The organism is Amycolatopsis sp. NBC_01286, assembly GCF_035982555.1.
Classification (GTDB): domain Bacteria; phylum Actinomycetota; class Actinomycetes; order Mycobacteriales; family Pseudonocardiaceae; genus Amycolatopsis.
This window is the reverse complement of record NZ_CP108428.1, coordinates 10,483,248-10,495,916: the sequence shown is the minus strand read 5'-3', so window position 1 is coordinate 10,495,916 and position 12,669 is coordinate 10,483,248. Positions and strand designations below refer to the sequence as shown.

Below are 12,669 nucleotides of genomic sequence, written 5' to 3'. Positions count from 1 at the left end.
AACATTTGCTGAATTCGGGACCCCGCGCGGCCCGGTTCACGCGGGGCGGCACAATGAGTTCCATGGTCAGCGCTTACGCCGGTTCCACCGGCCCCGGCTCGGTCAGCCCGTCCCGCGAGGACTTCCGCGCCCTCGCCGAGAGCCGCCGCGTGATCCCGGTCGTGCGCCGGGTGCTCGCCGACGGCGAGACGCCGATCGGGGTGTACCGCAAGCTCGCCGCCGACCGGCCGGGCACCTTCCTGTTCGAGTCCGCGGAGAACGGCGCCTCCTGGACGCGCTGGTCGTTCATCGGCGTCCGCAGCCCGGCCGCGCTCACCGTCCGCGACGGCGAAGCGGTCTGGACCGGCACCCCGCCGGTCGGCCTGCCGACCGAGGGCAACCCGCTGAACGTGCTCCGCGAGACCATCGAGGCGCTGCACACCGAGGCGCTGCCCGGCCTGCCGCCGCTCACCGGCGGGATGGTCGGCTACATCGGCTACGACGCCGTCCGCTGGCTCGAGAAGCTGCCCGAGCTGGCCGAGCGCGACCTCGACATCCCCGAGCTGACCATGCTCCTGGCCACCGACCTGGCCGCGTTCGACCACCACGAGGGCACGGTCACGCTCATCGCGAACGCCGTCAACTGGGACGACTCGCCCGAGCGCGTGGACGCGGCCTACGACGACGCCGTCGCCCGGCTGGGCGCGATGACCGAGCAGCTGCAGGTGCCCGCGCCCGCCACCGTCGCCGCGTTCGACCGGCCCGAGCCGGAGTTCACCCGGAAGCGGTCCAAGGAGGACTTCCACGCCGCGGTCGACAAGGCCGTCGAGGCGATCAAGGCCGGCGAAGCGTTCCAGGTCGTGCCCTCGCAACGGTTCGAGATCGCGACCGGCGCCGACGCGCTCGACGTCTACCGCGTGCTGCGCACGTCCAACCCCAGCCCGTACATGTACCTGCTGCGGCTCGACGGCTTCGACATCGTCGGCTCCAGCCCCGAGTCCCTGGTCACCGTGCGGGACGGCAAGGCGACCACGCACCCGATCGCGGGCACCCGCTGGCGCGGCGCCGACCCCGAGGAGGACGCGCAGCTGGCCAAGGACCTGCTGGCCGACGAGAAGGAGCGCGCCGAGCACCTGATGCTCGTCGACCTCGGCCGCAACGACCTGGGCAAGGTCTGCAAGCCGGGCACCGTGCGCGTCGTCGACTTCTTCCAGATCGAGCGCTACAGCCACGTCATGCACATCGTCTCCACCGTCACCGGCGAGCTGGCCGAGGGCAAGACGGCCTTCGACGCGGTCACCGCGTGCTTCCCGGCCGGGACGCTGTCCGGCGCGCCGAAGGTCCGCGCGATGGAGCTGATCGAGGAGCTGGAGCCGGTGCGCCGCGCGCTGTACGGCGGCGTCGTCGGCTACCTCGACTTCGCCGGGGACGCCGACACGGCCATCGCGATCCGCACCGCGCTGATGAAGGACGGGATCGCGCACGTCCAGGCCGGGGGCGGGGTGGTCGCCGACTCGGTGGCCGACTACGAGGACACCGAGTCGCTGAACAAGGCGCGGACCGTGCTGTCCGCGGTCGCCGCGGCCCAGACCATGGTGCCGGCGGGCAAGCTCGACCCGGCCGCGGACGCCGCTCGTGTCTGAGCCGGAGGTGGCGGACCCCGAAACCGCGACGGCGCGGCCGTCCCGGCGTCCACTGTGGATGATGGTGGTCGCCCTGCTGCTGGGCGCGCTCGCGCTGTGGGGCGCGTCCAAGCTGACCTGGTACGCCGAGTTCCGCGACGGCGGCGTCCGCGGCACGGTCCTCTACCGCGAGACCGGCGAACAGCGCGCGACGGCGCTCGTGCCGCTGGCGCTGCTCGCGCTCGCCGGGGTGGCCGGCCTGATCGCCACCGGCGGCTGGGCCCGGCGCGTCCTGGGCGTCGTGCTGGCGCTGGCCGGTGTGGCGGCCGTGTGGGCCGGCGTGGCGGGGGTCCGGTTCACCGGCTGGGCCGACGGGCTGCCGGTGACGCAGATGCTGCTCGGACGCGGCCTGGCCGTGCTCGGGGGAATTCTGGTCGCCGCCGGCGGGTTGGCAGCGATCAAGGGTGCCGGGCGGAGTGCCCGGCTCGGCGCGAAGTACGCGGCCCCGGCCACCCGGAAGAAGGTGCGTGATCCGGACGCCGAGTTGTGGGAAGCGCTGTCGGAGGGCGAGGATCCCACGGAGGGTGGCGGACGGCATTCGGAGTAACGCGCACACCCGGAACCGGGCTCTTCGGATGCGGGGGTTAGCATCGTTTCGGCGGGAAGGGGAAGGTTTTTGTGAGCGACCTTGCGAGTGAAACCGTGACCACGAGCCCGGGCGGGGGCGCCCGGTGAGCGTGCTCGAAGAGATCGTCGCCGGCGTGCGGGAAGACCTCGCCGTGCGGGAATCCGCGCTGCCGTTCGACCAGCTGAAGATCCGCGCGGCCGCCGCGCAGCCGCCCCGCGACGTGATGACCGCGCTGCGCGAGTCCGGCATCGGCGTGATCGCCGAGGTGAAGCGCCGCAGCCCGTCCAAGGGCGACCTGGCCGACATCCCCGACCCCGCCGCGCTGGCCAAGGACTACCAGGACGGCGGCGCGCGGGTGATCAGCGTGCTCACCGAGCAGCGCCGCTTCGGCGGCTCGCTGGCCGACCTCGACGCCGTCCGCGCGGCCGTGGACATCCCGGTGCTGCGCAAGGACTTCGTCGTCAGCCCGTACCAGGTGCACGAGGCCCGGCTGCACGGCGCCGACATGGTCCTGCTGATCGTCGCCGCGCTGGAGCAGAACGCGCTCGCCGCGCTGCTCGACCGCGTCGAGTCGCTGGGCATGACCGCGCTGGTGGAGATCCACAACGCCGAGGAGGCCGACCGGGCCCTCGAGGCGGGCGCCAAGGTCATCGGCGTCAACGCGCGCAACCTGCACACCCTCGAGGTGGACCGCGACGTCTTCTCGCGGCTGGCCCCCGGCCTGCCGATGGACGTCTACAAGGTCGCCGAGTCGGGTGTCCGCGGGCCGGGCGACCTGATGTCCTACGCCGGGCACGGCGCCGACGCGGTACTGGTCGGCGAAGGCCTCGTCGCCTCGGGCGACCCGAAGGGCGCCCTGGTCAAGCTGGTCACCGCCGGATCGCACCCCGCGTGCCCGAGGCCGTCGCGGTGAGCAAAGAGCCCAACACCGAACACGACCCGGACGAGCGTGGCTACTACGGCCCGTACGGCGGCCGGTTCATGCCGGAGGCGCTGATCGGCGTCGTCGACGAGGTCGCCACCGAGTACGAGAAGGCCCGGCACGACCCCGAGTTCCTGAACGAGTTCAACCGCCTGCTCCGCGACTACGCCGGCCGTCCGTCGCTGCTCACCGAGGCCAAGCGCTTCGGTGAGCACGCGGGCGGCGCGCGCGTGTTCCTCAAGCGCGAAGACCTGAACCACACCGGCTCGCACAAGATCAACAACGTGCTGGGCCAGGCGCTGCTCACCAAGCGCATGGGCAAGAAGCGCGTCATCGCCGAGACCGGCGCGGGCCAGCACGGCGTGGCCACGGCCACCGCGTGCGCGCTGCTCGACCTCGACTGCGTCGTCTACATGGGCGAGGTCGACACCGAGCGCCAGGCGCTGAACGTGGCCCGGATGCGGCTGCTCGGCGCCGAGGTCATCCCGGTCAAGACCGGTTCGCGGACGCTGAAGGACGCCATCAACGAGGCGCTGCGCGACTGGGTGACCAACGCGGACAGCACGCACTACCTGTTCGGCACGGCGGCCGGCCCGGCCCCGTTCCCGACGATGGTCCGCAACTTCCACCACATCATCGGCACCGAGGCCCGCGCGCAGATCCTCGAGCAGGCCGGCCGCCTGCCCGACGTCGTCGCGGCCTGCGTCGGCGGCGGGTCGAACGCGATCGGCATCTTCTCGGGCTTCTACGACGACCCGTCCGTGCGGCTGGTCGGCTTGGAGCCGGGCGGCGAGGGCATCGACGGCAACCGCCACGGCGCGACCCTCACCAAGGGCACCCCGGGCACCCTGCACGGCGCGATGACGTACCTGCTGCAGGACGACGACGGCCAGACGGTCGAGTCGCACTCGATCTCGGCCGGGCTGGACTACCCGGGTGTCGGCCCGGAGCACGCGTGGCTGAAGGACACCGGCCGCGCCGAGTACCGCCCGATCACCGACGCCCAGGCGATGGACGCGTTCATGCTGCTCTCGCGCACCGAGGGCATCATCCCGGCGATCGAGTCGGCGCACGCGCTGGCCGGCGCGCTGGACCTGGGGCGCGAGCTCGGCCCGGAGGGCTTGATCGTGGTCAACCTGTCCGGCCGCGGCGACAAGGACATGGACACAGCGGCGAAGTGGTTCGGGTTGGTGGACAAGTGAGCGGGCTCGACGACCTCTTCGCCACGACGCGCGCGGAGGGCCGCGGCGCCCTGATCGGGTACCTGCCGGCCGGCTTCCCGACCGTCGAGGCCTCGAAGGACCTGATCGCGGCGACGATCGACGGCGGCGCGGACCTCATCGAGGTCGGCGTCCCGTACTCCGACCCGGTGATGGACGGCCCGACCATCCAGGCCGCGTCGGTCACCGCGCTGGACAACGGCTTCCGCCTCAAGCACGTCTTCGAGGTCGTCGAGTCGATCTCGGCGCGTGGCGGCCGCGCGGTCGTCATGACGTACTGGAACCCGGTGCACCGCTACGGCGTCGACCGCTTCGCGCGCGACCTCGCGGCGGCGGGCGGGCTCGGCCTGATCACCCCGGACCTGATCCCGGACGAAGCCGGCGAGTGGATGACCGCGTCGAAGGCCCACGGCCTCGACCGGACCTTCCTGGTGGCGCCGTCGTCGTCGGAGGAGCGGCTCGCCCGCACGGTGGACGCGGCCTCGGGCTTCATCTACGCGACCGCGGTGATGGGCGTGACGGGCGCGCGTGACCAGGTCGGCGCGGGCGCGGAGGAGCTGGTACGCCGCACGCGGGCGCACACGAAGCTCCCGATCGGCGTCGGCCTCGGCGTGCGCTCGGGCGACCAAGCGGCCGAGGTGGCGTCGTTCGCGGACGCGGTGATCGTGGGCTCGGCCCTGGTCACGGCGGCGGCGGACGGCCCCTCGGGAGTGCACCGGCTGTCTGCGGAGCTGGCCGACGGGGTACGCCGGGCCGTCGCCACGGCTTGACCTGGACCGCACTCCAGGTGCCACCCTGGACCGGTGACGTCCTACACCCCGGCCCAGGTGACCGAAAAGACCGGCTTCACCATCGACACCTTGCGGTACTACGAGCGCATCGGCCTGCTGCACCACGTCGGCCGCACCGCGGGCGGCCGCCGCACGTTCACCGACCAGGACGTGGAGTTCCTGCAGCTCCTGCGCTGTTTGCGGTACACGGGCATGCCGGTCGCGGAGATGCTGCGTTTCGTGGAGCTGCTGCGCTCGGGCGACGCAACGCAGGACGAGCGCCTGGAGGTCCTACGCGAGCACGAGGCCCGCGTCGAGGCCCAGATCGACCGGCTGCGCGAGCACCAGGAGCACATCCAGTTCAAGATCAAGCTCTACAGCGGCGCACCGGAACTGGCTGTCGCATCCTCGTGACGCCATCACCCGGCTCAGAACTGTCGGTGGTGATCCGCATACTCCCCGTGTGATGATCCACAACGAGGGGACCGAGCGGACATGCCACACTGGAGCAGACCGACGGCAATCGGCGCGAGCGGAGGTGAAGCGCGATGGCAGCACCGACTGAACCCGATTCCGGGCTCAGCATCCCACCGCACCCCGACGGCTGGACGGTCGACGAAGTCCTCGCACTGCCGGAGGATCAGACCTCACTCCAGCGGATCGAGCTCGTGGACGGGGCACTCTTCGTGAGCCCATGGCCACGGCTGGAGCACCAGCGTCTTGTCGGTACCCTGTGGGGCCAGCTCTCTGCGGGGGCTGGAGATCAGTTCGAAGTCTTCCCCGGAGCGAATGTCGTACTCGGGAACCGCGGTAACCGCCTGCTGATACCGGATCTCGTGGTGGCCGACGAGTGTGGTCTGACGGGCGTGAGCCTGACCGAGAAGCAGGTCGTTCTCGTCGTCGAGATCGTGTCGCCGTCCTCCAGGGTGCAGGACCGGATCCTCAAGCGGGCCATTTACGCCGAAGCCCTGATCCCGTTCTACCTGCTGGTCGAGCCGGGCGAGCCGGACACCGCGACCCTGTTCGAACTCCAACGCGGCGAGTACGAACCCATCGCCAAGAGCGAAGCCGGGAAGCTCACCTTCACCCGGCCTTTCGAAGCCGAGATCACCCTGGCCTGACCGGGCTTTGTACAAAAGCTGTACGCGGCCGCGGGAGGGTCCGGTGCATGGACATCGGACACCCTCCGCGGCGTACCTTCCTTCGCGGTGCCACCGGCCTCGCCGTCGCCGGGGCGGGCGGCCTGCTTCTGCCCGCCGTGGCCAGGGCCGCGCAAGCGCCGCGGATCTACAGCTGTGCCGAGTGGGGTGCGCGGCCGCCGTCGGATGAACTCGTCACCCTCGACCATCCGGCGAACCGGATCCTCATCCACCACATCGCCAGTGCCAACAGCACCGACTACTCCCTCGACCACGCCTTCCAGGTCGCCCGCGACGATCAGCACGACCACATGGACAACAACGGCTGGTCCGACACCGGTCAGCACTTCACCGTCAGCCGCGGCGGGTACCGGATGGAAGGGCGGCACGGCAGCCTCGACGCGCTGCGCGGCCGGACCACCATGATCCAGGGCGCGCACTGCCCCGGCCAGAACACCAACGCCATCGGCATCGAGAACGAAGGCCTCTACACCAGCGTCCAACCCCCGGCAGACCCAGTGGGACTCGCTCGTCGTGTTCTGCGCCTACATCTGCCGCCAGTACGGCATCCCGGTCGCGGAGATCAAGGGCCACCGCGACTACTACAACACCGAGTGCCCCGGCGACCGCCTCTACGCCAAGCTCCCGCAGCTGCGGACGGAGGTCGCGAACGCCCTAGTGTAGGTACCGCATCACGGCGCACAGCTCGGCCGGCGACAGGCGCCCGAACCGGTCGATCTCGCCGCGGCGGACGTCCACCAGCGTCGTCGCCAGTTCCGGGCCGAACGCCTTCGTCAGCGCTTCGTCCGCTTCGAACGCCGTGACGGCTTCGGCGAGTGTCTTCGGCAGCCGCTCGGCCGCGGGCAACGTCCCGGGGTCGACGTCGACGGGCTCCGGCAGCGTCGCGTCGGCGTCCACGCCGGCCAGGCCGGCGAACAGCAGCGCGGCCACCACCAGGTACGGGTTCGCGGTCAGGTCGAAGCACTTGACCTCGAAGTTCGCCGCCCGGTCGCGCTGGCCGGCCACGCCCTGCACCAGCCGCAGCGGCGCCTCGCGGTTCTCCAGGCCCCACGCCAGGAACACGCCCGCCCAGTGGTGCGGCTCCAGCCGCAGGTAGCTGACCACCGACGGCGCGCCGATCGCCAGCAACGCGGGCAGCCGCGAGAAGATCCCGGCGCCGAACGCCTCCGCCGTCGCGGTCAGCCCGAACCGGCGGTCGCCGCCGGCGCAGAGGTTGCGCTCGCCGTCCCACAGGCTCAGGTGCACGTGACCGCCGTTGCCGACGCCGTCCGGGGCGAACTTCGGCGTGAACGACGCGCGCAGCCCGTGCTGCTGGCTGACCGCCCGGATCGTCTCGCGGGTCAGCACCGCGATGTCGGCCGCGCGCACCGGGTCGTCCGCCGCCACCGACAGCTCGAACTGCCCGGCCGCGTACTCCGGGTGGATCTGTTCCACCGCAACACCTTGCGCGGCCAGCGCCGACACCAGCGCCCGCAGGTACGGCGCCTGCGCGGAAAGCCGCGCGTAACCGTAGGCCGGGCCCGCCGTCGCCGAGCGCGGGTCGTCCGGCGCGTCCGCCGTCGTGATCACCCATTCGATCTCGAACGCGGTCCGGACGTCGTAGCCCAGCGCCGCGAGCCGCGCCGTCGCCGCGGCCGCCTGCGCCCGGGAGTCCTGCGGATGGGGGACGCCGTCCTGGTCGTAGCGGTTCGCCGGCGCCCACGCCCAGCCGGGCTGCGCGGCCAGCGGGACGAGCGCGTCGAGGTCCGGGTGCAGCCGCAGGTCGCCGACCGGGCCGCGCGAGTAGGTGCCGTCCACGATCTCGTCGGTGGCCAGGAAGAAGTCGAAGGAGTTCGACGCGCCGACGCCCCACGCGGCCGCCGACCACAGCCGGTCCACCGGGACGGCCTTCGTCCGGGTGATGCCGCTGTTGTCCACGAAGGTCAGCGCGACCAGCTCCACCCCGGCGGCGCGCAGGCCGTCGGCCCGGATGGCGCCCTGCTGCGCGAGTTCTGCCCGATCGAGCCGGCTCATCCTGCTCCTGTTCACTGGATACCCCGAGAAAACCGGATACCTTGGGAAAGTGGAGGAGATCGTGTCAGACGCCGTCGAAACCCGTCCAGCGGCGGGCCGCGCATGACCGGGCTGCTCCCGTTCGTGGCGGACCTGCCGCTCGTGGACCACCACGGCCACGGCGTCCTCACCCGGGACGTGGTCCGCGCGGACTTCGAGGCCCTGCTGACCGAGGCCGACACGACGTCGCCGCTCGGCACCAGCCTGTTCGACTCGCTCATCGGCCTGGCCGTGCGCGAACGCTGCGCGCCCGTGCTCGACCTGCCGAAGCACGCGCCCGCCGACGTCTACCTCGACCGCCGCGCCGAGCTGGGCGCGGCTGAGGTGGCGCGGCGGTTCCTGCGGGCCACCGGCACGACCGACTTCCTGCTGGACGGCGGGTTCCTCCCGGAATCCGTGACGTCGACGCCGGAGTTCGGCGCCCTCGCCGCGTCCCGGGCGCACGACGTCGTCCGGCTGGAGCAGGTCGCGGAGGCGGTGATCGCGGGCACGACCGCGGCGGGGTTCGCCGCGGCCTTCGCCGACGAGCTGGGGAAACGCGCCGCGACGGCCGTCGGGCTCAAGTCGATCGCCGCCTACCGCGTCGGCCTCGACCTGGCGGGGGAGCGGCCGTCGCCGTCCGAGGTGGCGGCCGCGGCGGAACGCTGGCTGCGCTCCGGAGACGTCCGGCTGGCCGACGAGGTGCTGCACCGCCACCTCGTCTGGACCGGGCTCGACCTGGGCCTGCCGGTGCAGTTCCACGTCGGGTACGGCGACTCCGACGTCGACCTGCACCGCTGCGACCCGCTGCTGCTCACCGGCTTCCTGCGGGCGACACGCGACCGGGGCGTGCCGATCCTGCTGCTGCACAACTACCCGTTCCACCGCCAGGCGGCCTACCTCGCGCAGGTCTTCGAGCACGTCTTCGTCGACGCCGGCCTGATCACGCACAACGCGGGGTTCCGAGCGCCCGCGATCCTGGCCGAGCTGCTGGAGATCGCGCCGTTCGGGAAGGTGCTGTTCTCCACCGACGCGTTCGGCCTGGCCGAGCTGTACCACCTGGGCACGGCGCTGTTCCGGCGCGGCCTGTCGGACTTCGTGCGCGCCGCGCTCGCCGCCGACGCGATGTCCGAAGTGGACGCCGTCCGGCTGTGTGCTTTGGTGGGGCACGAGAACGCGAAGAGGATCTACCGCTTGGAGCACGTGTGACCGACCTGTGGACCCGGTGGACCCGGGCGATCGACGACGAACTGCCCGCCGCCGTCGCCCTCCGCCACGCCGTGCACGCCGACCCGCGCGGCTCCGGCGACGAGGAGGACACCGCCCGGCTGGTCACCGCGGCGATCGGCGCGGGTGACGGCATCCGTGTCGCCAAGACCGGCCGCGCGATCCCGCTGCCCGGCGCGGCGGCCGACGGCCCCGCGGTCGCCCTGCGCGCCGAGCTGGACGCGCTGCCGGTCACCGAGCGCACCGGCGTGCCGTGGGCGTCGGAGACCGACCTGATGCACGCGTGCGGCCACGACGTGCACCTGGCGGCGCTGGTCGCGGTGGCCCGCGCGGCGGTGCGGGTCGAGGTGCCGCGCCCGATCCTCGCGCTGCTCCAGCCGCGGGAGGAGACCTCACCCTCCGGCGCGCTCGACGTCGTCGAGTCCGGGCTGCTCGCCGAGCACCGGGTGGACACCGTGATCGGCGCGCACGTCCAGCCCCGGCTCGCGGACGGGGCCGTGTCGGCCGTGCCGGGCCCGGTCAACGCGTCCACCGACGAGTTCGAGGTCGTCCTGCACGGCCAAGGCGGGCACGCCGGTTACCCGCACATGCTGCGCGACCCGATCCTCGCGCTGTCGCAGCTGGTGGTGAGCCTGCAGCAGCTGGCGTCGCGCCGGATCGACCCGGTGTTCGGCGCGGTCTGCTCGGTCGGCCGGATCCAGGCCGGCACCGCGGCGAACGTCGTCCCGAACTCCGCGAGCGCGGCCGGCTCGCTGCGGCTGATGCGCGCGGAGGACCGTGAACGCGCGCTCGAAGCGCTGGCGCAGATCGTGCACGGCACCGCGGCGGCCCACGGCTGCACCGCCGAGCTGCGGATCAGCCCGTGCGAGCCGGTGCTGCACAACGACCCGGCCCTGGCCGCGGCGGCGCAGCGCTGGCTGGTGCACAGCGGCGCCCGCGTCGACCACGAGTTCCGCTCGTTCGGCGCCGACGACTTCGCGCACTACTGCGGCGGCGAAACCCGTGGCCTGATGCTGTTCGTCGGCCTCGGCGACACCGCCGGCGCGCCCAGCCTGCACGACGAGGTGTTCCTCCCCGGCGACGACGCCGTCACCCGCGTCGCGCACGCGCTGGTGGCGGGCTACCTGGCCGCGACGGAGGCGGAGTCCCGCTAGCTCGGGAGACGCGCTACGGTGGCCCCGTGATTTCCGCCTCGGCCGCCTTCCTCGCGACGATCCCCAGCCCCGACCGCGGGGTCTGGCACCTGGGGATCATCCCGATCCGCGCCTACGCCCTGTGCATCATCGCCGGCATCATCGTCGCGATCTGGTGGGGTGAACGGCGCTGGGTCGCCCGGGGCGGCACCAAGGGCACGATCATCGACATGGCGGTGTACGCCGTGCCGTTCGGCCTGGTCGGCGGCCGGTTGTACCACGTGATCACCGACCCCGAGCTGTACTTCACCGAGGGCAAGAACCCCTGGAACGCCTTCGCGATCTGGGACGGCGGCCTCGGCATCTGGGGCGCCATCGCGCTCGGCGCGGTGGGCGCGCTCATCGCGTGCCGCCGCAAGGGCGTCCCGCTGCCGGCGATGGCGGACGCGATCGCCCCCGGCATCATCGTCGCGCAGGCCATCGGCCGCCTCGGCAACTACTTCAACCAGGAGCTCTACGGCGCGCACACCGACCTGCCGTGGGGCCTGGAGGTCTACCAGCGCTTCAACCCGGACGACCCGGAGAACCTGCTCAACGGCGTCGCGACGGGGCACATCCCGCTGCCGGAGAGCCCGGTCCACCCGACGTTCCTGTACGAGCTGATCTGGAACCTGCTGATCGCCGGCCTGATCGTCTGGGCCGACCGGAAGTTCAAGCTCGGCCACGGCCGGGTGTTCGCGCTGTACGTCGCGGGCTACACGGTGGGCCGCGGCTGGATCGAGATGATGCGGACCGACACCGCGAACCACATCCTCGGCCTGCGGGTCAACGTGTGGACGTCGATCCTGCTGTTCCTCGCCGCGGTGATCTACTTCGTGCTGGCGGGCCGGCGCGGGCCGCGGGAAGCCCCGGAACTGCTGCACGGCAAGGACACCGCCGCGGCCGCGGCCGTGCCGGAAACCGAACCGGACGACAGCGACTCCGTGAAGGTGGCCGCCGAGACGCCGGCTTCGGCGGAGAAGCCCGCCGAAGAGCCCCCGGTGGCCGAGGAACCCAAGAAGACCGAGGACTGACGCGTCAGAGGTCCGGCAGGCCCAGGTCCAGGTTAGGGGACTGGAGCCCGCCGTCGACCTCGAGGATCTTGCCCGTGATGTAGCCGCCGGCGCGCGAGGCCAGGAAGACCACGGTCGCCGCGATGTCCTCCGCCTCGCCGATCCGGCGCAACGGCGTCGCGGACTCCATCTTCTCCTTCAGCTCCGGGTTGCCGACCACGATCTCCAGCGCCGACGTCGCCACCGAGCCCACCGAGATCGCGTTCACCCGCACGCGTGGTGCGAGGTCGGCCGCCGCGAGGCGGGTCCAGTGGGCCAGCGCGGCCTTCGCCGTGCCGTACGCGACGAAGCCGCGGCCGCCGACCCGGCCCATGATCGACGAGATGTTGACGACCGAGCCGCCCGTCTTGACGAGCGACGGCGCCGCCGCGACCGTCAGCGCGTGCGCCGTCGAGACGTTGAAGCGGAACGCCTCTTCGAGGAACTCGGGCGTCGTCTCGAGCAGGGGCCGCGGGTAGGTGCCGCCGACGTTGTTGACCACCAGGTCGAGGCGCCCGAACTGCTCGACGGCCACCGCGGCGAGCGTCGCGGCTGAGGCCGGGTCGGCGAGGTCGAGCGGGACGACGTGGGCGCGCCGGCCCGCCGAGAACACCCGGGAGGCCACTTCTTCGAGCTGGGCTGCCGTCCGGGAGGCGATGACCACGTCGGCGCCCGCTTCGGCGAGGGCCACGGCGGTGGCCGCGCCGATCCCGCGTCCGGCGCCGGTGACCACCGCGACCTGGCCGGGCAGCCGGAACCGGTCGAGGATCATGCGGGAAATGTAACACGTTCTACTAACGTGCGGGAACGCCTCGAAGGGGGCGTTGCGGCCATCGGACCGGGCGGCGTCGGCCGCGTCACGTTAGACTTGACGCAGGTTTCCGGG

The 12,669-nt window shown here is 72.3% G+C and carries 13 protein-coding genes; 11 read left to right on the top strand and 2 right to left on the bottom strand.

All coding sequences use genetic code 11. The features are described from left to right. The first annotated feature begins 62 nt into the window (after positions 1 to 62). From OG570_RS47310 to OG570_RS47275, 8 genes are all read left to right on the top strand, one after another. Complete coding sequence (locus OG570_RS47310) at positions 63 to 1,622, top strand: anthranilate synthase component I (protein ID WP_326947405.1); 1,560 nt, start codon at positions 63 to 65, stop codon at positions 1,620 to 1,622. Positions 1,623 to 1,680: 58 nt separating this feature from the next. Then, positions 1,681 to 2,208 (top strand): Trp biosynthesis-associated membrane protein, encoded by a 528-nt coding sequence (locus OG570_RS47305; RefSeq protein WP_326951458.1) that lies wholly within the window; start codon positions 1,681 to 1,683, stop codon positions 2,206 to 2,208. 124 nt (positions 2,209 to 2,332) lie between these two features. Continuing rightward, the gene (trpC, locus tag OG570_RS47300; RefSeq protein ID WP_247062897.1) at positions 2,333 to 3,142 is read left to right on the top strand and encodes an indole-3-glycerol phosphate synthase TrpC; all 810 of its coding nucleotides are present in this window, start codon (positions 2,333 to 2,335) and stop codon (positions 3,140 to 3,142) included. Then, complete coding sequence (gene trpB / locus OG570_RS47295) at positions 3,121 to 4,353, top strand: tryptophan synthase subunit beta (RefSeq protein ID WP_326947406.1); 1,233 nt, start codon at positions 3,121 to 3,123, stop codon at positions 4,351 to 4,353. The genes trpC and trpB overlap by 22 nt, the downstream gene beginning before the upstream one ends. Further along, positions 4,350 to 5,141 (top strand): tryptophan synthase subunit alpha, encoded by a 792-nt coding sequence (gene trpA / locus OG570_RS47290; protein ID WP_326947407.1) that lies wholly within the window; start codon positions 4,350 to 4,352, stop codon positions 5,139 to 5,141. Before trpB ends, trpA begins: the two co-directional genes overlap by 4 nt. A gap of 33 nt (positions 5,142 to 5,174) precedes the next feature. Then, positions 5,175 to 5,555, top strand: coding sequence for a MerR family transcriptional regulator (locus tag OG570_RS47285; RefSeq protein WP_326955028.1), 381 nt, complete (start codon positions 5,175 to 5,177; stop codon positions 5,553 to 5,555). A gap of 134 nt (positions 5,556 to 5,689) precedes the next feature. Next, positions 5,690 to 6,262: a Uma2 family endonuclease gene (locus OG570_RS47280; protein ID WP_326955027.1), complete on the top strand. Its 573-nt coding sequence runs from the start codon at positions 5,690 to 5,692 to the stop codon at positions 6,260 to 6,262. A gap of 552 nt (positions 6,263 to 6,814) precedes the next feature. Further along, positions 6,815 to 6,964: a peptidoglycan recognition protein family protein gene (locus OG570_RS47275; RefSeq protein ID WP_326955026.1), complete on the top strand. Its 150-nt coding sequence runs from the start codon at positions 6,815 to 6,817 to the stop codon at positions 6,962 to 6,964. On the opposite strand, the gene OG570_RS47270 is transcribed toward OG570_RS47275, so the two are convergent. After that, entirely contained in the window at positions 6,956 to 8,314 is a 1,359-nt protein-coding gene (locus OG570_RS47270) for a glutamine synthetase family protein (protein ID WP_326955025.1), read from the bottom strand. The two genes, OG570_RS47275 and OG570_RS47270, sit on opposite strands and share 9 nt — an antisense overlap. 102 nt (positions 8,315 to 8,416) lie before the next feature. Between OG570_RS47270 and OG570_RS47265 the strand changes: the two genes are divergently transcribed. From OG570_RS47265 to lgt, 3 genes are read left to right on the top strand one after another with little or no spacing between them, the layout of a single operon-like run. Further along, positions 8,417 to 9,541 (top strand): amidohydrolase family protein, encoded by a 1,125-nt coding sequence (locus tag OG570_RS47265; protein ID WP_326955024.1) that lies wholly within the window; start codon positions 8,417 to 8,419, stop codon positions 9,539 to 9,541. Further along, on the top strand, positions 9,538 to 10,713 hold the full coding sequence (locus OG570_RS47260; RefSeq protein ID WP_326955023.1) for a M20 metallopeptidase family protein: 1,176 nt from the start codon (positions 9,538 to 9,540) through the stop codon (positions 10,711 to 10,713). Before OG570_RS47265 ends, OG570_RS47260 begins: the two co-directional genes overlap by 4 nt. 26 nt (positions 10,714 to 10,739) lie before the next feature. Continuing rightward, a complete protein-coding gene (gene lgt, locus OG570_RS47255) occupies positions 10,740 to 11,765 on the top strand; it encodes a prolipoprotein diacylglyceryl transferase (protein WP_326955022.1) in 1,026 nt (341 codons plus the stop codon). 4 nt (positions 11,766 to 11,769) lie between these two features. On the opposite strand, the gene OG570_RS47250 is transcribed toward lgt, so the two are convergent. Beyond that, entirely contained in the window at positions 11,770 to 12,555 is a 786-nt protein-coding gene (locus OG570_RS47250; protein ID WP_326955021.1) for an SDR family oxidoreductase, read from the bottom strand. Positions 12,556 to 12,669: the final 114 nt, after the last annotated feature.

Bases quoted from the DNA above. Each gene is read 5' to 3' on its own strand.
- OG570_RS47310 (WP_326947405.1), top strand. From the start codon at position 63: ATGGTCAGCGCTTACGCCGGTTCCACCGGCCCCGGCTCGGTCAGCCCG.
- OG570_RS47265 (WP_326955024.1), top strand. From the start codon at position 8,417: ATGACCGGGCTGCTCCCGTTCGTGGCGGACCTGCCGCTCGTGGACCAC.
- OG570_RS47305 (WP_326951458.1), top strand. From the start codon at position 1,681: ATGATGGTGGTCGCCCTGCTGCTGGGCGCGCTCGCGCTGTGGGGCGCG.
- OG570_RS47280 (WP_326955027.1), top strand. From the start codon at position 5,690: ATGGCAGCACCGACTGAACCCGATTCCGGGCTCAGCATCCCACCGCAC.
- OG570_RS47270 (WP_326955025.1), bottom strand. From the start codon at position 8,314: ATGAGCCGGCTCGATCGGGCAGAACTCGCGCAGCAGGGCGCCATCCGG.
- OG570_RS47250 (WP_326955021.1), bottom strand. From the start codon at position 12,555: ATGATCCTCGACCGGTTCCGGCTGCCCGGCCAGGTCGCGGTGGTCACC.